The 25,212-nt window shown below is 63.1% G+C and carries 20 protein-coding genes; 14 read left to right on the plus strand and 6 right to left on the minus strand.

The features are described from left to right. Positions 1-37 precede the first annotated feature (37 nt). Positions 38-2,656, plus strand: a complete 2,619-nt coding sequence (locus IB262_RS04040) for a PAS domain-containing sensor histidine kinase (protein ID WP_090293870.1) — start codon at positions 38-40, stop codon at positions 2,654-2,656. 316 nt (positions 2,657-2,972) lie between these two features. On the opposite strand, the gene IB262_RS04045 is transcribed toward IB262_RS04040, so the two are convergent. Both IB262_RS04045 and IB262_RS04050 read right to left on the minus strand, forming a co-directional pair. Further along, positions 2,973-3,902: a pseudouridine-5'-phosphate glycosidase gene (locus tag IB262_RS04045; RefSeq protein ID WP_034794581.1), complete on the minus strand. Its 930-nt coding sequence runs from the start codon at positions 3,900-3,902 to the stop codon at positions 2,973-2,975. A gap of 31 nt (positions 3,903-3,933) precedes the next feature. After that, positions 3,934-4,881, minus strand: a complete 948-nt coding sequence (locus tag IB262_RS04050) for a carbohydrate kinase family protein (protein WP_112976752.1) — start codon at positions 4,879-4,881, stop codon at positions 3,934-3,936. Positions 4,882-5,200: 319 nt separating this feature from the next. On the opposite strand from IB262_RS04050, the gene recA reads away from it, so the two are divergent. From recA to IB262_RS04070, 4 genes are all read left to right on the plus strand, one after another. Then, a complete protein-coding gene (recA, locus tag IB262_RS04055) occupies positions 5,201-6,289 on the plus strand; it encodes a recombinase RecA (RefSeq protein ID WP_043614579.1) in 1,089 nt (362 codons plus the stop codon). A gap of 231 nt (positions 6,290-6,520) precedes the next feature. Next, positions 6,521-9,184 carry an alanine--tRNA ligase gene (alaS, locus tag IB262_RS04060; RefSeq protein ID WP_112976751.1) on the plus strand — a complete coding sequence of 888 codons (2,664 nt, stop codon included), beginning with the start codon at positions 6,521-6,523 and terminating at the stop codon, positions 9,182-9,184. Positions 9,185-9,517: 333 nt separating this feature from the next. Further along, entirely contained in the window at positions 9,518-10,369 is an 852-nt protein-coding gene (locus IB262_RS04065) for a GyrI-like domain-containing protein (RefSeq protein ID WP_112976750.1), read from the plus strand. Between the two features lie 209 nt (positions 10,370-10,578). Next, positions 10,579-11,574: a carbon-nitrogen hydrolase family protein gene (locus IB262_RS04070; RefSeq protein WP_112976749.1), complete on the plus strand. Its 996-nt coding sequence runs from the start codon at positions 10,579-10,581 to the stop codon at positions 11,572-11,574. Between the two features lie 149 nt (positions 11,575-11,723). Here the strand turns inward: IB262_RS04070 and IB262_RS04075 are convergent, their stop codons facing one another. Beyond that, the gene (locus IB262_RS04075) at positions 11,724-12,938 is read right to left on the minus strand and encodes an NADP-dependent isocitrate dehydrogenase (RefSeq protein ID WP_043614565.1); all 1,215 of its coding nucleotides are present in this window, start codon (positions 12,936-12,938) and stop codon (positions 11,724-11,726) included. 278 nt (positions 12,939-13,216) lie between these two features. Between IB262_RS04075 and IB262_RS04080 the strand changes: the two genes are divergently transcribed. The 3 genes from IB262_RS04080 (at position 13,217) to murI (ending at position 16,920) form a co-directional block, all read left to right on the plus strand. Next, positions 13,217-15,193: an FUSC family protein gene (locus IB262_RS04080; protein WP_112976796.1), complete on the plus strand. Its 1,977-nt coding sequence runs from the start codon at positions 13,217-13,219 to the stop codon at positions 15,191-15,193. Positions 15,194-15,257: 64 nt separating this feature from the next. Then, a complete protein-coding gene (locus IB262_RS04085; RefSeq protein ID WP_060520734.1) occupies positions 15,258-16,088 on the plus strand; it encodes an RNA methyltransferase in 831 nt (276 codons plus the stop codon). Beyond that, positions 16,075-16,920: a glutamate racemase gene (gene murI, locus IB262_RS04090; protein WP_060600753.1), complete on the plus strand. Its 846-nt coding sequence runs from the start codon at positions 16,075-16,077 to the stop codon at positions 16,918-16,920. Before IB262_RS04085 ends, murI begins: the two co-directional genes overlap by 14 nt. A gap of 37 nt (positions 16,921-16,957) precedes the next feature. Here murI and IB262_RS04095 read toward each other — a convergent pair whose 3' ends face one another. Next, on the minus strand, positions 16,958-17,143 hold the full coding sequence (locus tag IB262_RS04095; RefSeq protein WP_112770856.1) for a hypothetical protein: 186 nt from the start codon (positions 17,141-17,143) through the stop codon (positions 16,958-16,960). Between the two features lie 304 nt (positions 17,144-17,447). Here IB262_RS04095 and IB262_RS04100 point away from each other — a divergent pair, with 304 nt between their 5' ends. Beyond that, positions 17,448-18,965, plus strand: coding sequence for an ATP-binding protein (locus IB262_RS04100; protein WP_034794538.1), 1,518 nt, complete (start codon positions 17,448-17,450; stop codon positions 18,963-18,965). 77 nt (positions 18,966-19,042) lie between these two features. Here IB262_RS04100 and IB262_RS04105 read toward each other — a convergent pair whose 3' ends face one another. After that, positions 19,043-19,378, minus strand: a complete 336-nt coding sequence (locus tag IB262_RS04105) for a cupin domain-containing protein (RefSeq protein ID WP_034794649.1) — start codon at positions 19,376-19,378, stop codon at positions 19,043-19,045. 116 nt (positions 19,379-19,494) lie between these two features. On the opposite strand from IB262_RS04105, the gene IB262_RS04110 reads away from it, so the two are divergent. From IB262_RS04110 to IB262_RS04130, 5 genes are all read left to right on the plus strand, one after another. Next, complete coding sequence (locus IB262_RS04110; RefSeq protein ID WP_034794535.1) at positions 19,495-20,022, plus strand: MarR family transcriptional regulator; 528 nt, start codon at positions 19,495-19,497, stop codon at positions 20,020-20,022. 227 nt (positions 20,023-20,249) lie between these two features. Beyond that, positions 20,250-20,867, plus strand: a complete 618-nt coding sequence (rpsD, locus tag IB262_RS04115; protein WP_034794529.1) for a 30S ribosomal protein S4 — start codon at positions 20,250-20,252, stop codon at positions 20,865-20,867. A gap of 153 nt (positions 20,868-21,020) precedes the next feature. Then, entirely contained in the window at positions 21,021-21,968 is a 948-nt protein-coding gene (locus IB262_RS04120) for a glutaminase (RefSeq protein ID WP_060520738.1), read from the plus strand. 129 nt (positions 21,969-22,097) lie between these two features. Then, complete coding sequence (gene ttcA, locus IB262_RS04125; protein WP_112976747.1) at positions 22,098-22,979, plus strand: tRNA 2-thiocytidine(32) synthetase TtcA; 882 nt, start codon at positions 22,098-22,100, stop codon at positions 22,977-22,979. Beyond that, positions 22,976-23,800, plus strand: coding sequence for an inositol monophosphatase family protein (locus tag IB262_RS04130; protein ID WP_034794509.1), 825 nt, complete (start codon positions 22,976-22,978; stop codon positions 23,798-23,800). The genes ttcA and IB262_RS04130 overlap by 4 nt, the downstream gene beginning before the upstream one ends. Before the next feature lie 78 nt (positions 23,801-23,878). Here the strand turns inward: IB262_RS04130 and IB262_RS04135 are convergent, their stop codons facing one another. Then, positions 23,879-25,171 (minus strand): multidrug effflux MFS transporter, encoded by a 1,293-nt coding sequence (locus tag IB262_RS04135; protein ID WP_112976746.1) that lies wholly within the window; start codon positions 25,169-25,171, stop codon positions 23,879-23,881. Between the last annotated feature and the right edge of the window lie 41 nt (positions 25,172-25,212).

Genomic DNA, 25,212 nt, shown 5'->3' on the forward strand with positions numbered 1-25,212 from the left:
CGCGCCGCGCGCGGCGCCGGCCGCGTAAGAGGACCCGATGACGAAATTGCGGCAGTCAGGCGACTACCAGATGCCGGTTGTTGACCGTGGCGTCAGGCCCGGAACCGTGCTGCGGATCGTGCTGCTCGCGATCGTCCTCACCGTCTCGGCCATCGCCTTCGTGATCTTCCGGAACCAGATGGAAAACGAGATCGTGCTCGGCATCCTCGGCGTTCTCGCCATGGTCGGCATCTTCTTTCTCGTGTCCTCGGTCATCGGCTTCATCGAGGTGATGCCGCAATCGCGCCCGGACGAACTGGCGCGCGCCTTTCTCGATGCGCATGAGGATGGCACGATCGTCACGGACCGGAAGGGCCGGATCATCTACGCCAACGCCGCCTATGGCGCGCTCACGGGCGCGAGGAACGCTGCCGGCATCCAATCGCTCGAAACGATCCTGTCGCGCAATCGCGAGGCGACGGAAGCAATCTACCGGCTGACCAACGGCCTGCACGAGGGCAAGCAGGGGCATGAGGAATTCCGCCTGCTGAAGCCGCTTGCGACCGGTGCGGCCACCGGCTCCGGCGCCCATTGGTTCCGGCTGAAGGCACGCGTGCTGCCGCTCGAAGACAGCGAGCGCAATCCGCTCTATCTCTGGCAGATCGCCGACATCACTGCCGAACGCGATGACCAGGAGCGCTTCTTCAAGGAATTGCAGAACGCGATTGATTATCTTGATCACGCACCCGCCGGCTTCTTCTCCGCCGGCCGCAAGGGCGAGATCTTCTATATCAACGCCACGCTTGCCGACTGGCTCGGCATCGATCTCACCAAGTTCCAGCCGGGCTCGATAAGTATTGGCGATCTGGTGGCCGGTGAGGGGCTGACGCTCGTCCAGGCGGTGCAGGCCGAACCGGGTCTGAAGAAGACCAAGATGCTCGACCTCGACCTGCGCAAGTTGAACGGCCAGAGCCTGCCGGTGCGCATGATCCACCGTGTCTCCTCGACCCGCGACGGCGCGCCCGGCGAAAGCCGCACCATCGTCATGTCGCGCGAGGGCGGCGAGGACAGCGACCAGTCGGCGTCGAGCGCAGCGATGCGTTTTACCCGCTTCTTCAACAATACGCCGATGGCGATCGCCTCGGTCGATGGCAATGGCCGGATCCTGCGCACCAACGCGCCGTTCCTGAAGCTGTTTTCCGGTCTCGTCTCGCAGGACGACGTCGAGCGCGGCGCGCTGATCGATGCCGTGGTGCACGAAACCGAGAAGCTTCGCCTGCACGACGCGCTGGCGGCCGCCAAGGACCGGCAGGGCGACATCGCGCCGATCGACGCGCTGCACCCGACCGATGGCGAGCGCCATTTCCGCTTCTACGTCAATGCCGTGATCGACCAGACCGATCAGGCGCCGGAGGAAGCGGCGATCATCTATGCGCTGGAGATTACCGAGCAGAAAGCGCTCGAAAACCAGATGGCGCAGACGCAGAAGATGAACGCCGTGGGCACGCTTGCCGGCGGCATCGCGCACGACTTCAACAACGTGCTGACGGCGATCCTGCTGTCCTCCGACCACCTGCTTCTGTCTGCCCGGCCGGCCGACCCGAGCTTCGCCGACCTGATGGAGATCAAGCGCAACGCCAACCGTGCCGCTGTTCTCGTGCGGCAGCTGCTTGCTTTCTCGCGCAAGCAGACGATGCGGCCGACGGTGCTCAACATGACCGACGTGATCGGCGACCTGCGCATGCTGGTCGACCGCATGACCGGAACGAACGTCAAGGTCGAGGTCGACTATGGTCGCGATCTCTGGCCGGTCCGGACCGATCTCGGCCAGTTCGAACAGGTGCTTTTGAACCTCGCGGTCAACGCCCGCGACGCCATGCCCCAAGGCGGCATCATTACACTTCGCACCCGCAATCTGCCGGCGGCGGAGGTTTCGGCCTTCGGACGCCGTGAGCTGCCGGACGAAGACTTCGTGATGGTGGAAGTTTCCGACCAGGGAACAGGTATTGCGCCCGAAATCCTCGACAAAATCTTCGAGCCGTTTTTCACGACCAAGGAAGTGGGCAAGGGCACCGGTCTCGGCCTGTCGATGGTCTATGGCATCGTCAAGCAGTCGGGCGGCTACATCTATCCGGAATCGGAAGTGGGCAAGGGCACGACCTTCCGCATCCTCTTGCCGCGCCATATCGAGGTGCCGGTTGCGCCCGAGGAGCCCGCGCAGGCAGGCACCGGAACCGTTGCTGCGCCGGTGGTGCAGACGATAGCGGCTCCCGTGGTCAAGACCGAGGAGCCGACCGATCTCACCGGAGATTCGGCAGTCGTGCTGCTCGTCGAGGACGAGGAGGCTGTTCGCCGCGGCGGCAAGCGCATGCTGGAAACGCGCGGCTACACCGTCTACGAAGCGGGCTCCGGCGTCGAGGCGCTCGACATCATGGACGAGCTCAACGGCGCCGTCGATATCGTCGTATCCGACGTGGTGATGCCGGAAATGGACGGACCGACGCTCCTGACCGAACTGCGCAAGAAATACCCGGACCTGAAGTTCATCTTCGTCTCGGGCTATGCCGAAGACGCCTTTGCCCGCAACCTGCCGGCGGATGCCAAGTTCGGCTTCCTGCCCAAACCGTTCTCGCTGAAGCAGCTGGCGGTATCCGTGCGCGAAATGCTCGATTCCTAGGACCTTTAAACGCCAGGGAATATCGACCGGGGTCCGGCGCTGGGTACGTTAGGCTTCCGCCCCTAGTTGTTCTGCTGCCTTGACCAAGGCCCGTTGGCCGAGGCGCGCGTTGCCGACCAGCCGGGAGGAAGATCGGCGATCTCGTCGAGGTCGGTGTGGCGCTCGACGACCTCCGCCATCGCGACCACGAGCGGCAGGTAACGCAGGCAACATCAGGTGCTTGATCAAACTTCCAACGCATCGTCAGCCTTCGCCAATGTAAAAAGCCCGGCGCTTGCGGGCCGGGCTTCTCTATTTCTCGCCGTTTCTTACCGGATTACTTCACGTTCAACGCGACGGCGATCTCGCCGGCAAGCCGGGCATTGTTCTCGACCAGCGCGATGTTGGTCTCGAGGCTGCGGCCCTCGGTCATTTCGAAGAGGTTGCTGAGCAGATAGGGCGTGACCGCCTTGCCGGTGATCTCGTCGTTCTCGGCATTGTCGAGCGCCCGGGCGATGTAGATCTCCATCTCTTCGCGCGGGATCTCGGCAGCTTCCGGAACCGGATTGGCGACCAGCATGCCGCCTTCGACGCCGAGCAGCTCGCGCATGGTCTGGAAGTTGGCGATCGCGGCCGGGCTGTTCAGCATCAGCGGGCTCTTGAGACCGCTGTCGCGCGACCAGAAGGCCGGGAAGATTTCGCTGTCATAGGTGACGACCGGAACGCCGCGGGTCTCGAGCACTTCGAGCGTCTTCGGAATGTCGAGGATCGCCTTCGCGCCGGCGCAGACGACGATGACACCGGTGCGGGCGAGTTCATCGAGGTCGGCGGAGATGTCAAAGGAGAGCTCGGCGCCACGGTGCACGCCGCCGATGCCGCCGGTCGCAAAGACGCGGATGCCGGCGCGGGCAGCAGCGATCATCGTCGCGGCGACGGTGGTCGCGCCGGTGCGGCGCTCGGCGATCGCGAAGGCGAGATCGGCGCGCGAGACCTTCATCGCGCCCTGGGTCTTGGCCAGTTCTTCGAGTTTGGCATCGTCAAGGCCGATATGCAGTACGCCATGAATGACGGCGATGGTCGCCGGCACGGCACCCTGTTCGCGGATGATCGCTTCAACGCTGCGGGCCATGTTCAGGTTGCCCGGGTAGGGCATGCCATGGGTGATGATGGTCGATTCCAGTGCCACGATCGGCGCGCCACGCGCCTTGGCGGCTGCGACCTCGTCGGAATATTCCATCGGCAGGAAGGGGGAAGCGGGTTTGGTCATGGTCTTTCCTTGGGAGTTCTGCTGGCAAATGTCATGACAGCATTTGGGGCGCGGGCACAAGGGCCAGCGCCTGTTCGAGATTGGCCGCGGACATCTCTTCGGATGCGGCCAAGGGAGAACGCAACGTCAAACCGGCGGCTGCGATGCCGTGCCGCAGGCAATCGGCGATGTTGCGGCCGGCAAGGCGGGCGGAAAGGAAGCCGGAGGCGAGCGCGTCGCCAGCGCCGGTGACGTCGGCAAGGGCGGGCAGGGCCGGCGGCACGACGACACAGGCGCTATCGCCCTCGAAGGCAACGACCGTACGGCCGCCCCGGGTCACGACGCCTCCGTTGATGCCCAGACCGCGCAACAGGGCCGGCCATTCTTCCGCCTCGGCCGCCTCCTTGCCGGTCAGCGCCCGCGCCTCGGATTCGTTCATGAACAGGAACGAGAGATGCGAGAGGCACGGCCGGTAGCGGATGACCTTGGCCGGCGAAACAGCGATCCCGGCGACGAGGCGGCCGTTGCCGGCAGCCGACTGGGCAAGTGCGGCGATCGTTTCTTCCGGCAGGTTGGCGTCGGTCAGCACCAGCTTGCTCGCGGCGATGACCTCGCGGAGCGCCCGCCGCTGCAACTGCCGTGGCGAGAACAGCCGGTAGAGTTCCATGTCGGCGAGCGCAATCACCAGATTGCCGTCGTTTTCGAGGATCGCCGTATAGCTCGGCGTCTGGCGGTCAAGAAAGGTCAGGGGACTGTCGATGACGCCAGCGGCGGCCGCGGCTGCGGTCACCATCTCGCCGGCCGCATCACCGCCGCGGGTGCTGATCATGCGCACGCTGTGGCCAAGCCGCGCCAGGTTGCGCGCGGCATTGAAACCACCGCCGCCCGCTTCTTCGAACCAGCTTCCCGGATTGCTCGACCCGGGCGCTGTCGTTCCCGATATACGGCCGCGCCTGTCGATATGCGCGCCACCGAAAACGGCGATGTCAGCTTGCGTCATGAATGTTCCTCTGCTTGGCCGATCGGCCGAATATCTGTTGGCATCCTGCAATGCCGCGTCGCAAAGCGCCACGCGCCCGACCTGCTCAAAGTCTCATGCGCAGGCGAATCGGCCGACCCTTGCCGGGCAGGTTCGAAGGGCTTGCGCCAACATTCGAAAACTCTGGTTTCGTTCCGTGAACAAGAATCGAACGTATCGTTGAAAGCTATTGTTTTTCAATGTGTTGTCGCGCTCTTGCAAATACGGAACAAAACATGTACAAAAACTCCTGCGGCGGCTTCATTGCCTCGGTAGCTTCAATAACCTAAAGGTGGACCAAATGGCACAAAACTCTTTGCGGCTCGTAGAGGACAAATCGGTGGATAAAAGCAAGGCACTTGAAGCGGCACTTTCCCAGATCGAACGTTCGTTCGGTAAGGGATCGATCATGAAGCTCGGTGGGAAGGACAGCATCATTGAGATCGAGACGGTTTCGACCGGCTCTCTCAGCCTCGACATCGCGCTCGGCATTGGCGGCCTGCCGAAGGGCCGCATTGTTGAAATTTACGGCCCGGAAAGCTCGGGTAAGACGACGCTGGCGCTGCAGACCGTCGCCGAAGCACAGAAGAAGGGCGGCATCTGCGCCTTCGTCGACGCCGAACACGCGCTCGATCCGGTCTATGCCCGCAAGCTCGGCGTCGACCTCGAAAACCTCCTGATCTCGCAGCCCGACACCGGAGAGCAGGCGCTTGAGATCACCGATACGCTGGTGCGTTCCGGCGCGATCGACGTGCTGGTCGTCGACTCGGTCGCCGCGCTCGTGCCGCGCGCCGAAATCGAAGGCGAAATGGGCGACAGCCTGCCGGGCATGCAGGCCCGCCTGATGAGCCAGGCGCTGCGCAAGCTGACGGCGTCGATCTCCAAGTCGAACTGCATGGTCATCTTCATCAACCAGATCCGCATGAAGATCGGCGTGATGTTCGGTTCGCCGGAAACCACCACCGGCGGCAACGCGCTGAAGTTCTACGCCTCGGTTCGCCTCGACATCCGCCGCATCGGCTCGGTCAAGGAGCGCGAAGAGGTCGTCGGCAACCAGACCCGCGTCAAGGTCGTCAAGAACAAGATGGCGCCTCCCTTCAAGCAGGTCGAATTCGACATCATGTATGGCGAGGGCGTATCGAAGACCGGCGAACTGGTCGACCTCGGCGTCAAGGCCGGCATCGTCGAAAAGTCTGGCGCCTGGTTCTCCTACAACAGCCAGCGTCTCGGCCAGGGCCGCGAGAACGCCAAGACGTTCCTGCGCGACAATCCGGATCTCGCGCGCGAAATCGAGACGGCGCTGCGCCAGAACGCCGGCCTGATCGCTGATCGGTTCCTCGAGAATGGCGGTCCGGAAGCGGACGACGGTGACGAGCCGCCGGAAGCATAAGCCGCTCGGCCCACTGAGGTTACCAGAAAACCGGTCGTCCCGTGGGCGGCCGGTTTTTTGCTGGCGTCTGGACAGTCGGATATGTGAGCGATAAAAGCCTTTGGTTCCGGCGACCCAGCGCGTTGGAGGGTGCGGTCACCACGGGTGGCCGCAGGGTTTAGGGACAATGGCTTAGTGGCGCGGCATGGGCCGTACCCGGGCCGGAATCGGTGCTTAAGAATAGGACGCAAGATGAGCGGCGTGAATGAAATCCGGTCGACCTTTCTCGACTATTTCCGCAGGAACGGTCACGAGGTCGTGTCGTCGAGCCCGTTGGTGCCGCGCAATGACCCGACATTGATGTTCACCAATGCCGGCATGGTGCAGTTCAAGAACGTCTTCACCGGCCTGGAGCAGCGTCCCTATTCGACGGCCGTTACGGCGCAGAAGTGCGTTCGCGCCGGCGGCAAGCACAACGACCTCGACAATGTCGGCTACACCGCGCGTCACCACACCTTCTTCGAAATGCTCGGCAACTTCTCCTTCGGCGATTACTTCAAGGAGAACGCGATCGAGCTCGCCTGGAACCTGATCACTAAGGAGTATGGCCTCGACGCCAAGCGCCTGCTGGTCACGGTCTACCACACCGACGACGAGGCCTTCGATCTCTGGAAGAAGATCGCCGGTTTCTCCGACGACCGCATCATCCGCATCCCGACCAGTGACAACTTCTGGGCCATGGGCGATACCGGCCCCTGCGGCCCGTGCTCGGAAATCTTCTACGACCACGGCGACCATATCTGGGGCGGACCTCCGGGCTCGGCCGACGAAGACGGCGACCGCTTCATCGAGATCTGGAACCTCGTCTTCATGCAGTACGAGCAGATCACCAAGGAAGAGCGGGTCAACCTACCGCGTCCGTCGATCGATACCGGCATGGGCCTCGAGCGTCTCGCAGCCGTTCTCCAGGGCGAGCACGACAACTACGACATCGACCTCTTCCGCGCGCTGATCGCGGCTTCGGAAGAAGCGACCGGCGTCAAGGCTGAGGGCGACCGTCGCGCCAGCCATCGCGTCATTGCCGACCACCTGCGTTCGTCCGCCTTCCTGATCGCCGACGGCGTGCTGCCGTCGAACGAAGGCCGCGGCTACGTGCTTCGCCGCATCATGCGTCGTGCGATGCGTCACGCCCAGCTGCTGGGCGCCCAGGATCCGTTGATGTGGAAGCTCTTGCCGGCACTCGTCGGCCAGATGGGCCGCGCCTATCCGGAACTGGTGCGCGCGGAAGCGCTGATCTCCGAGACGTTGAAGCTAGAGGAAACCCGTTTCCGCAAGACCCTGGAGCGCGGTCTCAATCTGCTGTCCGACGCGTCTGCCGATCTGTCTGAAGGCGACCAGTTCAACGGTGAAACCGCCTTCAAGCTCTACGACACCTACGGCTTCCCGCTCGACCTGACCCAGGACGCGCTGCGCGCCAAGGGCATCACCGTCGACACCGACGCCTTCTCGGTTGCCATGGAGCGCCAGAAGGCCGAAGCCCGCGCCAACTGGGCCGGTTCCGGTGAAGCTGCGACCGAGACCATCTGGTTCGAGCTCAAGGAAAAGCACGGCGCGACCGATTTCCTCGGCTATGACACCGAGACCGCCGAGGGCGTGATCCAGGCGATCGTGCGCGATGGCGCTGTCGTAGCAACCGCCGCCAAGGGCGACACCGTCCAGGTGGTGCTCAACCAGACGCCGTTCTACGGCGAATCGGGCGGCCAGATGGGCGATACCGGCACGATCACGACGGAAAGCGGCAAGCTCACCGTCACCGACACGCAGAAGCGCGGCGAGGGGCTCTTCGTCCACTTCGCGACCGTGGCCGAAGGCACGGTCAAGACCGGCGACGCCGCCCAGCTCGACGTCGATCACGCCCGCCGCTCGCGCCTGCGCGCCAACCATTCGGCAACGCACCTGCTGCATGAGGCCCTTCGCGAAGTGCTTGGCACCCACGTGGCCCAAAAGGGCTCGCTGGTAGCGCCGGAACGCCTGCGCTTCGACGTTTCTCATCCGAAGCCGATGACGGCGGAGGAGTTGAAGGTCGTTGAAGAGATGGCCAACGAGATCATCGTCCAGAACACGCCGGTGACCACGCGTCTGATGAGCGTCGATGATGCGATTGCCGAAGGTGCGATGGCGCTCTTCGGCGAGAAGTACGGCGATGAGGTTCGCGTCGTCTCGATGGGTCGCGGCATCCACGGCTCCAAGGCCAACCGCGCTTATTCCGTCGAACTCTGCGGCGGCACGCACGTGTCTGCCACCGGTGACATCGGCCTGGTGCGCGTCGTCTCGGAAAGCGCCGTCGGCGCCGGCGTTCGTCGCCTCGAGGCGCTGACCGGTGAAGCGGCACGCGCTTATCTGAACGAGCAGGACGAGCGCGTGAAGACGCTCGCCAACACGCTGAAGGTTCAGCCGGGCGACGTGCTCGGCCGCGTCGAGGCGCTGCTCGACGAGCGCCGCAAGCTGGAACGCGAGCTGACTGAGGCCAAGAAGAAGCTGGCACTCGGTGGTGGCGGCGAAGCGGGTCCGGCCGATGCCGCCCGCGAAATCGCCGGCGTTCGCTTCCTCGGCAAGGTCGTTTCGGGCGTCGAGCCCAAGGATCTGAAGAGCCTGGCCGATGACGGCAAGAAGAGCCTCGGCTCCGGCGTCGTTGCCTTCGTCGGCGTTTCCGGCGATGGCAAGGCAAGCGCGGTCGTTGCCGTGACCGACGACTTGACCTCGAAGCTCAGCGCCGTTGACCTCGTTCGCGTCGCATCCGCCGCTCTCGGCGGAAAGGGCGGCGGCGGCCGTCCCGACATGGCCCAGGCCGGCGGTCCGGATGGCGACAAGGCGGCCGAAGCGATCGAAGCGGTGGCCGTCGCACTCGCCGGCTGATTGTTACCCGCAGCAGAATAGGAAAAGGGGCGTCCGTTGCGGCGCCCTTTTTGTTTGCATCGGGCAGGGCTTGTGTAGCTTCACGCTCGCGGTCCCGCGAGCCCCCTCCGGTCGTGCGTGTCATACCCGGCCGGATCACCAGCCCACACGAACAGAGCCTCGGCGCCTCGGACGGTCAAACCGAAACGTGATTGCTGGCCAAGGCACCGTTCTGGGGTCCTATAGCGCGGAAGGCTCGTACAAATCTCTGTCGAAGCACGCCCGCAACTCCGCAGGATTTGTCAAATTGATCTATGGTCTACCCATCCGTGAGCAAAGCGCGAAAGGTTGGACATGGAAGAGCGGGTAGCGTGGGCGACCTATGAACGGCGTCTGCACCGGGTCAGCGACTATATCTACGGTCATCTCGACGGCGATCTCGACCTTGATCGCCTTTCCGAGATTGCCTGTCTGTCGCCGCACCATTGGCACCGGATCTACCGGGCCGTTCACCGCGAGACGCTGGCAGGAACGGTGAAGCGGCTGCGGCTGCAGCGGGCAGCGGCCGATCTCGCCCAGACCGATCTTCCTGTCGAAACGATCGCGCAGCGCTCTGGCTATCCCAATCTGCAATCCTTCAACCGCACCTTCAAGGCCGCCTATGGGCTGCCGCCGGCGCGATACCGCAAGGAAGGGAGCCATGTCGCCTTTGAAACCGCTTCAACGGAAGGAATTCCAGACATGTATGAAGTCACCCTGAAGGACGTCGAAGCCTTCGACCTCGTCGGCGTCGCCCACACCGGCTCCTATATGGAGATCGGCAAGGCGTTCGAGACGCTCTATGGCACCCTCTTTTCACGGCAATTGTTCCGGCCGGACATGGAGATGATCGGCATCTACCTCGACGATCCGGAACTGGTGCCCGCGGAAAAACTGCGCTCCTTTGCCTGCGTCAGCGCGCGCGGACCGATGCCGGCGGAGGCGCCGTTGATCCCGCAGCATCTCGACGGCGGCCGCTATGCGGTGCTTCGCCACAAAGGCCCTTACGCGGATATGCCGAAGGCCTACCAATGGCTCTACGGCACATGGCTGCCGCAGTCCGGCCGCGATATCCGCGACAGCCTGATGTTCGAGAAATATCTCAACAATCCCCGCGAAGTTGCGCCGACCGAACTCTTGAGCGAGATCTATCTGCCTTTGAAGTGACAGACACCCGAGCACACACCCGCAATTGACGAATCAGTGTCCGAGCGGCACCTTTTGGTTCGGCGTGGCCTGCGCCGAACCTCCAAAGATCGTCCCCAGCACGATCCTTTCACGGAGGCAAAGGGACTTCAGTCTCGGGTCGCAATCTCGGTCCCACCGTTTCGGGTCCGGTTGCTGGGGAACTTGCCCGAGACGCGAAAGGCCCTGTGATGACTGAAAACCGAAATTTCAAACGGCGCGTTCGCGCCCGTGCCGCCAAGACCGGCGAATCCTATACAACTGCACTCATGCATCTTCGCCAGGCGTCGGCGGAAGACTTGGTGGCGCAACCAAGATTGCTGCGCCTGGCCGTGGCGCAATCCGGCTATTTCGACGATCCCCGCGATGCGGCGGCCCTTCACCATGCCGGCGAAGGGATCCGACACCTGATGCGGGAGGCGCATCGGGCCGGGGCGCGGGTGCTGCATTTCCCCGAGGGCGCGACGTGCTTTCCGAACAAGCGCATCATGTCGACGATCGGTCCGCGCGAAATAGGCCAGTCCGATTGGCGCCGTTTCGAGTGGACGGTTCTGCGCAAAGAGCTTGATGCCATACGGACGTTGGCGCGGGACCTCGGCCTATGGACGGTCCTTGGATCCGTTCACAAGCTCACCGAACCGCATCGCCCGCACAACAGCCTCTATGTGATCTCGGACAAGGGGGCGGTCGCGACACGCTACGACGAGCGCATGCTGTCGAACACCAAGGTCTCGTTCATGTACACGCCCGGAACGATCCCTTTGGCGTTCGAGGTCGACGGCGTCCGCTTCGGCTGCGCGCTCGGCATCGAGTGCCACTTTCCCGAGCTTTTCATCGAATACGAACAGCTGAACGTCGATTGCGTGCTATTTTCGACCTCCGGCGGCGCTCTGGCGAACGACATTGCCTTTGCCGCCGAGGTGCAGGGGCATGCTTCAATCAATCGCTATTGGGCGAGTTTTGCGGTTCTCGCGCAGACCGGCCTGACGGCTCCTTCAGGGATTGTTTCGCCCGACGGGCAATGGGCGGTCCGATGCAGCGGGGATGGACCATCGATCGTCGTGGCGGATATCGGCAGGGACCCCGTCGATCCGGCCCGGCCATGGCGCCGGAGCGCGAGAGGCGGGATCTACGACCCGCATATCGTCAGCGACGATCCGCGCAGCAGCAGCCGCGACATGTTCTAGCAGTCGCTGCCGGTAGCATGGCCGCGCTCGCCTTGAAGTCGTGCGAGTACCGGCTGCAGTCCGGCGCCGATGCGTTCCGGAATTTTCATTGGTCCAAAAAAGAAACCCGGCGCGAGGCCGGGTTTCGTTGTCTCTGGGACTGGAGCCTATCAGGCAGCCATGGCCTTCTGCAGGTTCTCGTCGATCTTGTCGAGGAAGCCGGTGGTCGAGAGCCACGGCTGATCGGGACCGATGAGGAGCGCCAGGTCCTTGGTCATGAAGCCGGCTTCGACGGTGTCGACGCAGACCTTCTCAAGCGTTTCGGAGAACTTTGCGAGTTCGGCATTGCCGTCGAGCTTGGCGCGATGAGCGAGACCACGGGTCCAGGCAAAGATCGAGGCGATCGAGTTGGTCGAAGTTTCTTCGCCCTTCTGGTGCTGGCGGTAGTGGCGGGTAACCGTGCCGTGCGCGGCTTCGGCTTCGACCGTCTTGCCATCCGGCGTCATCAGAACCGAGGTCATCAGGCCGAGCGAGCCGAAGCCCTGGGCGACGATGTCGGACTGCACGTCGCCGTCGTAGTTCTTGCACGCCCAGACGTAGCCGCCGGACCACTTCAGAGCCGAAGCGACCATGTCGTCGATCAGGCGGTGTTCGTACCAGATCTTCAGTTCCTTGAACTTGTCGGCGAACTCGGCGTCGAACACCTGCTGGAAGATGTCCTTGAAGCGACCGTCATAGACCTTGAGGATGGTGTTCTTGGTCGACAGGTACACCGGAACCTTGCGCTGGATACCGTAGTTGAACGAAGCGCGCGCGAATTCGGTGATCGAATCGTCCAGGTTGTACATACCCATGGCAACGCCGGCCGACGGTGCGTCGAAGACGTCGTATTCGATTTCCTTGCCGTCTTCGCCGACGAACTTCATCGTCAGCTTGCCCTTGCCCGGGAACTTGAAGTCGGTGGCGCGGTACTGGTCGCCGAAGGCGTGACGGCCGACGATGATCGGCTTGGTCCAGCCCGGAACCAGGCGCGGAACGTTCTTGCAGATGATCGGCTCGCGGAAGATGACGCCGCCGAGGATGTTGCGGATCGTGCCGTTCGGCGACTTCCACATCTTCTTCAGCTTGAACTCCTCGACGCGGGCTTCATCCGGCGTGATCGTGGCGCACTTGACGCCGACGCCGTGCTTCTTGATCGCGTTGGCGGCGTCGATCGTTACCTGGTCTTCAGTAGCATCGCGGTTTTCGACGCTGAGGTCGTAATATTCCAGATCGACGTCGAGGTAGGGATGGATCAGCTTGTCCTTGATGAACTGCCAGATGATGCGGGTCATCTCATCGCCGTCGAGTTCGACGACCGGATTGGCGACCTTGATCTTTGCCATGAATATGCCTCGTAGCTTATGCGGGACAGCGGGAGCGATGTCCCTTCCTCTCTGAAAAATCCTGTGCCCTATAGCACTCAGAACCGACAAGGCAAAGCATGCTTGGCTGAAACTTTGGATGGAGGTGGAGACGGACCTCGGGCGGCTCTTCGCCACCGCTTTTCGACGCCTGCTTTCGTCGCGCCGGCCTTGCAAAGATCGCGTCTGCCGCTATGCAGGAAGAACCGGCGAAAGCGGCGCGCGTCCACAGGCGGCCGCGGGACAGGCAAAGGCTTCCGATGGCACTTCGTTCCCGTATGCGCGATTGGCTTCTTGCCAACGATCCGGCCTTCTCCCGCCTGCGGCAGGCTTCGCGCATCACCGCGACGATCGTCGTTTCCATCCTGCTGCTGATGGCGTTTCATTACCTCGTCGCACCGCTGCCGCCGGCCGCCTTCGGACTTGCGGCGTCGCTGTCGATCGAAGGGGGACTGGCGGTGCGCGATCGCACCATTGCCGGCCAGCGGCTCACCCGCATCATCGCCGTCCTCGTCGGCGTTTCGATGGTCGGGCTTGCGTCGGTTCTCGAGAATCACCGCTACGTTTCCGACGTCGTCTTCCTGCTGATCATCTTTCTCGCGGTCTATGGCCGCTCCTTCGGCCCCCGAGGTTTTGCCGTCGGCATGTTCGCCTTCATGTCCTATTTCACCGGCGCCTATCTGAGGCCAACGCTCGATCAGTTGCCGGCCCTGTTCTTCGGGGCGGCGGTCTCGGCCACCGTCGCGCATCTCGTCCGCACGCGGCTGTTGCCGGATGATCGCTATCGCGACCTCCTGCGCGCAACCGCAAGCGTGCAGCGTCGCGTCGATCAGATGCTGCTGCAACTGGCGGAGATCGCCCGCAAGCCCGTTCTGTCACCGGCCGATCGTCGTCAGCTGCATGCGGCCGAAGAGCGGCTGAAGGAAGCGGTGCTGATGGCGGAAAGCTTCATTCCGACGGAAAACCGGCGGCCGGAACCGCAGCCCGGCCTTACGACCTCCGACCTCGTCATCAACCTCTTCGACCTACATCTTGCGGCCGAAAGCGTGATGGTCGTCAGCTTCCAATCGATGCCGCCGCCGGCACTGGTGGAGGCGATGGTGGCGCGCGACGGCGAGCGGATCGACGCGGAGATCACGCGGCTCGGCGATGCCGCTCCGCGCCGCGAAGAAACGGTGAAGGCGCTGCTGTGGCTGCGCAACGTCCGGCAAAGGCTCGCCCGAAGCCTTGCAAAGCTGACGCCGGCCGATCTGGAAGAGCCGCCACTGCACTTGAGCGGCATTGCCGCCCGCTGGAGGCCGTCGCTGAACGATCCGGCCTTGAAGGCGGCGATCCAGATCACGCTCGCTTCGGGCATCGCCATGGTGTTCGGGTTGATGCTGTCGCGGGAACGTTGGTTCTGGGCGGTGCTTGCGGCGTTTCTCGTCTTCACCAACACGCGCTCGCGCGGCGATACGGCGGTCAAGGCGCTGCAGCGCTCGGCCGGCACCCTGTTTGGCATTGTGGTCGGCATCATCGTCGGCACGCTGGTAGCCGGCAATATCTACCTGGTGCTGCCGCTCAGCGCACTTTGCGTCTTTCTCGCCTTCTATTTCCTCGCCGTCTCCTATGCGACGATGACCTTCTTCATCTCCGTCGTTCTGTCGCTGGTCTATAGCCTGATGGGCGTGCTGAGCCCGCATCTGCTGCAACTGCGCCTGGAGGAAACCATGATCGGCTCGATCGCCGGTGCTGCGGTCGCCTTCGTCGTGTTTCCGACGCGCACCCGCACGACGCTCGATGCCGCCGTCGCAACCTGGTGCGACGAACTCAAGGGCCTGCTGCAGGCGGCGCGGGACGGGGCATCGGGTCTGGTGCTCATTACCCGCTCGCAGGCGCTCGACCGCGCCTATCGTGACCTGGCCGCCGCCGCAAAGCCGCTCGGGCTTCCCTGGCAGTTGGTGACGCGTCCCGGTCATGTGCGCCAGGCGCTGGCGATCTTCATGGCCTGCACCTACTGGGCACGGGTTTTCGCGCGGCGTGTCGGCACGGATGCGGCGCTGGAAGGAACCGATTTCAAGGCAGACATCGACGCCAATCTCGCGCTCGTCCAGACGGTGCGCGACAAGGCCTCGGCCTATTTCTACCAGGTCGGCCGGATCGGTGCGCCGGTCGATCGCCACCTGCCGATTTCGAAGGACGATGCGGAGCTTGGTCTGGAAATGATCGGGGTGTCTCTCAACCGGCTTCATTTGTAGTGGACTTTAATTTCGCCCGCATTTGTGCAAGGGAAACGCCGAACGAAAGGCGAAGGCTAAGGAAATGGCAGGAACGAACAGCGAGCGCGAACTTCTGGCGGAAGGACCGGCGATCATTCTCGCCTATCCGCAGCTCGGCGAAAACATCGGTATGGTCGCCCGCGCGATGGCGAATTTCGGCCTGGCGGAGCTTCGGCTCGTCAATCCGCGCGACGGCTGGCCGAGCGAAAAGGCACGATCAGCCGCAAGCCGTGCCGACCACGTGATCGACGCTGCCAAGCTCTATGGTTCGGTCGAAGAGGCGATCGCCGATCTCAACTTCGTCTATGCCACGACCGCCCGCGACCGCGATGGCTACAAGCCGGTGCGTTCGCCGATCGTCGCGGCGCGCACGCTCCGCCAGCGCTTCCAGACCGGAGAGAAAACCGGCATCCTGTTCGGACGCGAGCGCACGGGCCTCACCAACGAAGAGGTGGCTCTGGCCGACGAGATCGTGACCTTTCCGGTCAATCCCGCTTTCGCCTCGCTCAATCTCGCCCAGGCCGTGCTTCTGATGTCCTATGAGTGGCTGAAGACCGGCATGGAGTCTGAGGACCAGACCTCGTTCCAGGCGATCGAGCAGCGGCCGGCGACCAAGGAACACCTGCAGGGTCTGTTCGAACATGTCGAGGAAGCGCTTGAGGCGCGCAACTACTTCCGCTCCGCCGACAAAAAGCCGAAATTGGTCGAGAACCTGCGCGCGGTTCTGACCAGGCCGTCCTTTACCGAATCCGAAATCCAGGTGCTGCGCGGCGTCATTTCTTCGCTCGACCGGTTCACGCGGGAAAACCCGCGCGGCTCCGGCGCTCCGGGTGAACACAGCAGGAAAGCGCGAGACAAAGGTGACAGCGAGTGAACTGAAACCCATCCTCGTCTTCGACAGCGGCATCGGTGGCTTGACCGTGCTGCGTGAGGCGAGGGTGCTGATGCCCGAGCGGCATTTCATCTATGTCGCCGACGATGCCGGCTTTCCCTATGGCGGCTGGGAAGAGGCGGCGCTGAAAGAGCGCGTGATCGCGCTCTTCGGCCGGCTGCTTTCCGAGCATGATCCGGAAATTTGCGTGATCGCCTGCAACACAGCCTTCACGCTGGTCGGAGCCGATCTGCGCGCGGCCTTTCCTCAGATGACCTTTGTCGGCACGGTGCCCGCGATCAAGCCGGCGGCAGAGCGCACACGCTCCGGCCTCGTTTCGGTGCTGGCAACCCCGGGTACTGTCAAGCGGGCCTATACGCGCGATCTCATCCAGTCCTTCGCCAGCCAATGCCATGTGCGGCTCGTCGGCTCCGAGAACCTCGCCAAGATGGCGGAGGCCTATATCCGCGGCGAGAAACTGGACGACGAAACGGTACTAGCCGAGATCGCACCGTGTTTCGTCGAGATGGACGGCAGGAAGACCGATATCGTCGTGCTTGCCTGCACCCACTATCCCTTCATGGCGAACGTCTTCCGCAGGCTGGCACCCTGGCCGGTCGACTGGCTGGATCCGGCCGAAGCGATTGCCCGGCGCGCGCGCTCGCTCGTGCCGCAACCGAACGGCTTCGAGCCGCTGAACGGCCAGGACCCGGCGATCTTCACCTCCGGCAGACCGGATTTCGCCACCCGGCGGCTGATGCAGGGCTTTGGCCTGACGGTGGCACTTGATGCCATCGGGGAAAAGCGAGCAGGGCATGCCGAAGCGATCGGGTAGTGCCCTGTTCATGCGTTCCTATGGCCGGCACGGCGCTTTAAAAGAAGATCGCCAGCAACAGGCCGATCAGAACAGCTAGCACGCAGGCGGCGCGAAAGCGCATGCGGCTGGCGCGTTCGGCGTCGTCTTTCGAGGCGACCCGTAGCGTGTCCTTGTAAGCATCGCGCATACGGCGATCGAGATTGTTCAGTTCCATCTGCTGCGCTGTTTCGTGGTGCTGCATTCCTGCCCCGGCAAATCGCTTCGACCAAATCGCATATGGACGTCCGTGCCTTCTCGCAAAAGTACGACATTCAACTTTATATTGTGACATCCAGAGTCTACAGCTGGTTCTTTTCCGAGGAGACTTTCCAAAGCGTATTCCCTGTGGGTTATGTGCGCCGACGGCAGGATTTCCGGGAAATCCGTGCTAGGTGTCGCCCGATAGGCGGTCTCCGCGTGATCGCGAATCAATCAAGAGTATTCAGGCACAGTGCGCAACGGTATCGCATCCGGACCTGCGTAAGATTTAACATGACGAGGTGGAAATGAAGGTCGGCATCGACATGGGAGCGACGTCCGAAGGGACATCGGCCTCGCTCGATATCGAGGAGCTTCTGGCCACCCGTCTCTTGGTGCAGGGCAATTCCGGTTCGGGCAAGTCGCATCTGTTGCGCCGGCTGCTGGAACAGTCCGCACCCTGGGTGCAGCAATGCATCATCGATCCCGAGGGCGACTTCGTCACGCTCGCCGACAAGTTCGGCCATGTGGTTGTCGAGGGTGAGCGCACCGACGCCGAGCTGATCGGCATTGCCAACCGCATCCGCCAGCATCGTGTTTCCTGCGTGCTCTCGCTTGAAGGTCTCGATATCGAGCAGCAGATGCGCAATGCCGGCGTGTTCCTGAACGCTATGTTCGATGCGGATCGCGAGTTCTGGTATCCGGTGCTGGTCGTCGTCGACGAGGCGCAGATGTTTGCGCCGTCGGTTGCCGGCGACGTCACCGAAGAGGTGCGCAAGATTTCGCTCGGCGCCATGACCAACCTGATGTGCCGCGGCCGCAAACGCGGCCTTGCCGGAGTGATCGCCACGCAGCGCCTGGCGAAGCTCGCCAAGAACGTGGCGGCGGAAGCCTCGAACTTCCTGATGGGCCGCACCTTCCTCGACATCGACATGCTGCGCGCAGCCGATCTGCTCGGTATGGACCGGCGCACGGCGGAAATGTTCCGCGACCTCAAGCGCGGTTCTTTCGTGGCGCTTGGCCCGGCGCTGTCGCGCCGGCCGCTCAAGGTGACGATCGGCGCGGTCGAGACCTCGGCGCGCTCGACGAGCCCGAAGCTGATGCCGCTGCCCGAGGCGCCGCAGGACGTCGAGGATCTGATCTTCACGCCGGATCCGGAGGAGCTGACGCGGCCGATCATGCGCCGCGCCGTTGCGCCGCCGCGCCCGACGACCGACATCCTAGCCGAGCTCTCCCGCCCGCGGCCCGAGCCTGCCGCGCCGGTCGAGGCAAGGCAGGCGCAGCCGGAACTTTCCGCCGAGGAAAAAGAGAGCCTGCTCGACAGCGTCTTTGTCGAAATCCTCAGCAATCCGGAAGCAGCCTTCCGCCCCGATGCAGAACTGTTCCAGGATTTTCTGGTGCGATGCCGCATTCGTCGGCTGCCATCCGGTGCAGCCCTGTCGCTGAGCGCCTTCCGCCGCAAGATGGCCGTCGCGCGCTCCGGCATCGACGCGGAGACGGCGGCAACAGAAACCTGGGCGCAGGCCTTGCAGCTTGCCGATCGCGTTACCGAGGACTTGCAGGCCGTGTTCCTGATGATGGCGCAGGCGGCCGTCCGCGGCCTGCCGTGCCCTTCCGACGCGATGATCGCGCGCGCCTATGGCACGCACTCCGCAAGGCGGGCCCGCCGTCTGCTCGGCTACTTCGAGGAGCATGGGTTGATCGTCATCCATGCGGATTTTGCCGGAAAGCGCATCGTCGCGTTCCCGGACCTTGGCAGCGAGACCGCTCCAGGCGACGCCAACGGGCCGGATGTGACGGCTGCGGCTGCCGCTGCGGCGGAGTGAACCTCGACCTTTCGCGTAAAGGCATCAGCTATTCCGACCACGCTCAGACGGCGCTGGCGCGTTACGGTGTCGTGGCGTCAGACCCATTCCTGGATGACGTGATCGGACGCGTGGATGCAGGTCATCTGCAGGCGGCCGGTGCCGGTATTGACGAAGCGATGCGGCGTCTCCGGATCGACGACGATGATATCGCCGGCCTTACCCATGATCTTCTGCTCTCCGACGGTGAACTCCGCTTCGCCCGAGTGCACGATCCATGTTTCCGGATAGGGATGAACGTGAAGGGCAGGCCCCTGGCCAGGCTCGGCATCCATCAGGAACAGCGAGATCGGCGTACCGAATTGCCCACCTTCAAACAGGATCGTGCGGTTTGGGCTCTGCTTCTGTTCTGTAAGGGGAATGACATGAAACATGCTGGCCTCCATCGTCGTCCGGGTTGGCTTCCCAACGGGAATGAATTATCTTCACGAGAAGATATTATCCGAAACTATCTTCTCGTCAAGATATATTGACGATACCGAGGTGAACGATGCAGAATGAGAATGAGGGAAGGGACCATGTGGACCGTCTGCAAGCGCAGTGGGCGGCCGAACTGCCCGACCTGAATACCGAGCCTATGGCCATCCTCGGGCGCGCATACCGGCTTTCCAATCTGGTGCGCCCCTCGATCGAGGAGACCTTCGCCTCTTTCGGCATCGACCGCGGCGAGTTCGACGTGATCTCGACGCTGCGGCGATCCGGCCCGCCTTACCGGCTGACGCCGACGGATCTCTATACGCTGCTGATGATTTCGTCCGGTGGACTGACGCACCGGCTCGATCGGCTGCAGAAGGCAGGATTGATCCAGCGGGAACGCTCGGCGTCCGACGGCCGCAGCAGCGTCGTCGGGCTGACGGAAAAGGGAATAGCCCTTGCGGAAACCGCCTTTCGCGCCGACATGGCGAGCGAGTCGCGCTACCTCGAGGTGCTGAGCAAGCAAGACCGCACGGCGCTGGCGGCGCTCCTCAGGAAACTGCTGATTTCGTTGGAGCAAGCGCCACCGAGTGATCCGGCCTGATCAACGGCTGTTTGTCACGATTTCGTTTGACAACAGCAGCCGGACCCACTAAAGCCGCCCCAACGCCGGGCAGAAATGTCCGGTGTTTCATTTGACATGTCCCGTGGCTTCTCCGTCTGCGTGATCGTGAGAAACCTGTCAGAGCCCCGAAAATGGGTTCAGAGGAGGGCGTGTTTCCTTGATCCGGTTTGGAAACAGGCCGGTGTAACTGTTTGAAAGGAAATGCGATGAGCAAGCGCGAATCGTCCAAGTACAAAATTGACCGTCGTATGGGCGAAAACATCTGGGGCCGTCCGAAGTCCCCGGTAAACCGCCGCGAATACGGCCCGGGCCAGCACGGCCAGCGCCGCAAGTCCAAGCTCTCGGATTTCGGTGTACAGCTGCGCGCCAAGCAGAAGCTCAAGGGCTACTACGGCGACATCCGCGAGAAGCAGTTCCGCGCGATCTTCGCCGAAGCTGACCGCCGCAAGGGTGACACCCCGGAAAACCTGATCGGCCTGCTCGAATCGCGCCTCGACGCGATCGTCTACCGCGCCAAGTTCGTTCCGACGGTCTTTGCTGCCCGTCAGTTCGTCAACCACGGCCACGTCAAGGTCAACGGCGTCCGCGTCAACATCGGTTCCTACCGTTGCAAGCCGGGCGACGTCATCGAAGTCAAGGAAAAGTCCAAGCAGCTCGTAACCGTTCTCGAATCGGTTTCGCTCGCTGAACGCGACGTTCCGGACTACATCGAAGCCGATCACAACAAGATGGTCGCGACCTTCGTCCGCGTTCCGGTTCTTTCCGACGTGCCTTACGCCGTCGTCATGGAACCGCACCTGGTCGTCGAATTCTATTCGCGTTAATCCGAGGCTCTCGCCTTGTGATACTTCGAAAGCCGCCCGGAAACGGGCGGCTTTTTTGTCAGTGCCGATCAGCATCCGCGCTACCGCGGACCCCAGCGAATAAGCGCCTTATCGTCGCCTCGATCCGAAAGCGATGACCAAGAGGGAAGCCCGATGCCCGAAGAGCAGAAGCCGCAGGATCTGCAGGCGATCATCGACGACATTCATCGGGACCTGAGCCCGCGGTTCGGCCAGGGCAAGGTCGCCGACTACATTCCGCAGCTCGCGCGCGTCGACGCCAAGCATTTCGGCATGGCGATCGTGACCACAGGCGGCCAGATCTATCGCGTCGGCGATGCCGAGGTGCCGTTCTCGATCCAGAGCGTTTCCAAGGTTTTCACGCTGACGCTGGCGCTCGGCAAGCACGGCGAGAACATCTGGCACCGTGTCGGCCGCGAGCCCTCAGGCTCCGCCTTCAACTCGATCGTCCAGCTCGAGCAAGAGGGCGGAAAGCCGCGCAACCCCTTCATCAATGCCGGCGCCATCACCATCAGCGACCTGATCCTTGCCGGCCATACGCCGCGGGAACTGATCGGCGAGATCGTACAGTTCGTCCGCTATCTCGCCGACGACGACCAGATCGTCATCGACCATGAGGTCGCGCGTTCGGAGACGGCCACCGGTTACCGGAACTTCGCGCTTGCCAACTTCATGCGCTCCTTCGGCAAGCTCGACCACCCCGTCGACCACGTGCTCGGCGTCTATTTCCATCACTGCGCGCTTTCCATGACCTGCAGCCAGCTTGCGAAAGCCGGGCTGTTTCTGGCCGCCGGCGGCAGCAATCCGCTGACCGGCCATAACGTCGTCTCGCGCCAGCGGGCGCGGCGCATCAACGCACTGATGCTGACCTGCGGCCACTATGACGGCTCGGGCGATTTTGCCTATCGCGTCGGCCTGCCAGGAAAGAGCGGCGTTGGCGGCGGCATTCTGGCGGTGGCACCTGGCAAGGCGTCGGTTGCCGTCTGGTCGCCTGGCCTCAACGAAAACGGCAATTCGCTGCTCGGATCGCTGGCGCTCGAAATGCTCGCGGCGCGCACTGGCTGGTCAGTCTTCGGTCCCTGAACTCCTCCGACAAGGGCGATCTGCACGGTGCGGCCGATTTCCCTTGATCTTGACGGCTGGAGCGGGCAAGTGCTGGCCCAAGATTAGCCGGGCGCCGGTTGCGCCTGCCTGCCGCACAGGATCCCCGCCATGGACCTTTCGCTCAACGTGTCGCAAGACCAGGCTGAAACCATTTTTGAGACCGAAATCGACACCGGCGCGCATCCGCTGTTCAGCCGCATGCCGTCCTCCGTCTCGTTTAACAAGCTGCGCAAGCGCCTTCTTCGCCAGACCCGCCAGGCGCTCGACGACTTCGGCATGCTGAAGGGCGCCAAGCGCTGGCTGATCGGCCTTTCCGGCGGCAAGGACAGCTACAGCCTGCTGGCGCTGCTCATGGACCTGCAATGGCGCGGGCTGCTGCCGGTGGAGCTCATTGCCTGCAACCTCGACCAGGGCCAGCCGAACTTCCCCAAGCACATCCTGCCGGAATACCTGGCATCGATCGGCGTCAAGCATCGCATCGAGTATCGCGACACCTACTCGATCGTGAAAGAGAAGGTGCCGACGGGGGCGACCTACTGTTCGCTCTGTTCGCGGCTGCGCCGCGGCAACCTCTATCGCATCGCCCGTGAAGAGGGCTGCGACGCGCTGGTGCTCGGCCACCACCGCGAGGACATTCTCGAAACCTTCTTCATGAACTTCTTCCACGGCGGCCGGCTGGCTTCGATGCCGGCAAAGCTCTTGAACGACGAGGGCGACCTGATGCTGCTTCGGCCACTCGCCTATGCGGCCGAGGACGATCTCGCCAAGTTCGCGGCGGCCATGGAGTTTCCGATCATCCCGTGCGACCTCTGCGGCTCGCAGGACGGCCTCGAGCGCAATGCGATGAAGGTGATGCTGGCCGATATTGAGCGACGCATGCCGGGCCGCAAGGACACGATGCTGCGCGCGCTTGGCCACGTGAACCGGTCGCACCTGCTCGATCCCAAGCTGTTCGATTTCCAGTCCCTCACACCGGAGCCCAAAGAATGAGCCATTCCGTCGACATTGCCGGCCTTGCCAATCTGCTGCAGGAAGCGGCGGTCAAAGAGATCCTGCCGCGGTTCCGCAATCTTGAAGCCGGCGACGTCAGGGTGAAATCGGAAGCGATCGACCTCGTGACCGAAGGCGACGAAGCGGCCGAACGGCTGATCAAGGCACGCATCGAAGACGTCGCGCCGGGCGCACTTTTCGTCGGCGAAGAATCGGTTGCGGCCGACCCGGCGCTGCTCGACAAGCTCGCCGATGCCGATCTCGCCGTCGTCGTCGACCCGATCGACGGCACCTTCAATTTCGCCGCCGGCGTGCCGCTCTTCGGCGTTATGGCAAGCGTCGTCGCCAAGGGCGAGACGGTTGCCGGCATCATCTATGATCCGCTCGGCAACGACTGGGTGATCGCCGAGAAGGGCTCCGGCGCCTGGATGTGCCGCGCCAATGGATCGCAGGAGCGCCTGTCGGTCACCGCAGGCGTGCCGCTCGAGGCCATGGTCGGCGGTGCCTCGACCGGTTTTTACAAGCAGGAAGCACGCCGCGAAGTCATGGCCAACATGGCCAAGGTTCGCATCGCCACCAGCTACCGCTGCGCCGCGCATGAATATCGCATGCTTGCCGGCGGTCACATCCACTTCCTGATGTACCAGAAGCTGATGCCGTGGGATCACCTGGCCGGCACGCTGATTTCGCAGGAAGCCGGCGCCTATGCCGCCCGCTTCGACGGCTCGCCCTATCTGCCGTCGCATCTCAATGGCGGCCTGCTGCTTGCCACCGACAAGGAGAGCTGGGAGACGCTGCGCCGCGAGGTCTTCACGGTCTGAGCCGTTCGAAGCAGCCCAAAATACAAAGCCCGCCCGGATTGCTCCGGGCGGGCTTTTTGTTTGCCTTACGGCGGCCGGTTACATATGGCCGCCACCGTGATCCATGCTGACGTCCTTGTCGCCGGGATGGGTGAAGAGCTTGCCCTTCTCGGCCCAGAGCGTTGCCAGGATCGTCAGGGCCCCGAAGAGGGCGAAGCCGCCGAACAGCGGCTGCAGCGTGCCGTTGAAGAGCTGGCCGACGGCGCCGCCGATGAGCGCGCCACCGGTCGTAGAGACGAAGCCGGTGATCGCCGTAGCGGTACCGGCAAGGTGCCCCATCGGCTCCAGGCTGATCGCGGTGAAGTTCGTCGCGATGACCGCGAAGAACATCAGGAGCACCGAGAACATCAGATAGCTGACGACGAAGGCCGGCGTGCCGGAGAGCGACATCACGAAGCCCGCAACCGAGATCAGCGTAAACAGGATCATCGAGACGTGCGAGATACGGCGCATGCCGAAGCTGCGGACGAAAAAGCCGTTGGCGAAGTTCGCGACAGCAATGCCGCCGGCAGTACCTGCAAACGCAATCGGCAGCCAGTCACCGAGGCCGTAGACCTCGCCGAAGATCTGCTGGACCGTGACGATGTAGGCGCAGATGACGGCGGTAAACATCGTCATGCCGATCATGTAGCCGCAAGTGATGCGGTTGGTGAGAACGGTCTTGAAACCCGACGCGACCGCACCGACGGAGAGCGGCATGCGCTCTTCGCGCGGCAGGGACTCCTTCATGCGGGAAAAGGCCCAGGCGAAGAGGATCGCGCCGATGACGCCGATCAGGATGAAGATCCAGTGCCAGTTGGCATAGAGGATGACGAGCTGGCCGATCGAGGGGGCGACGATCGGCACGATCATGAAGACAATCATCACATAGGACATGACGCGCGCCATTTCGCGGCCGCCGAAGCAGTCGCGCACGATCGCCATGGTGGTGATGCGGATGGCCGCAGCACCGATGCCCTGGATGAAGCGCAGGATCAGCAGCGTCTCGAAGCTCTGGGTGAGGGCGGCGGCAAACATCGACACGGTGAAGAAGGCGAGGCCGCCGAGCAGCACCTTGCGGCGGCCGAAGGCATCGGACAGGCTGCCGAAGAAGATCTGCGAGATGCCGAAGCCGAGGAAGAAGACGCCGATCACCAGCTGGCTGTCGTTGGTGTTGGCGACGTTCAGCGACTGGCCGATTGCCGGCAGAGCCGGCAGCATGCTGTCGATGGCGATGGCGACGCTCGCCGTCATGACGGCGATGGTGATGATGAATTCGACGATGCCCATGTTGAGGCGCTCGGCCCCCGAGACCCCGTCGACATGTTCGGATTGATTGGTGATGGTGGACATTGGGAAAACCCGTAAATTCAATCTTTGGAAAAGGCTGGCCG

Source organism: Ensifer sp. ENS02 (assembly GCF_014851885.1).
In the GTDB taxonomy this organism is placed as follows: Bacteria; Pseudomonadota; Alphaproteobacteria; order Rhizobiales; family Rhizobiaceae; genus Ensifer; species Ensifer adhaerens.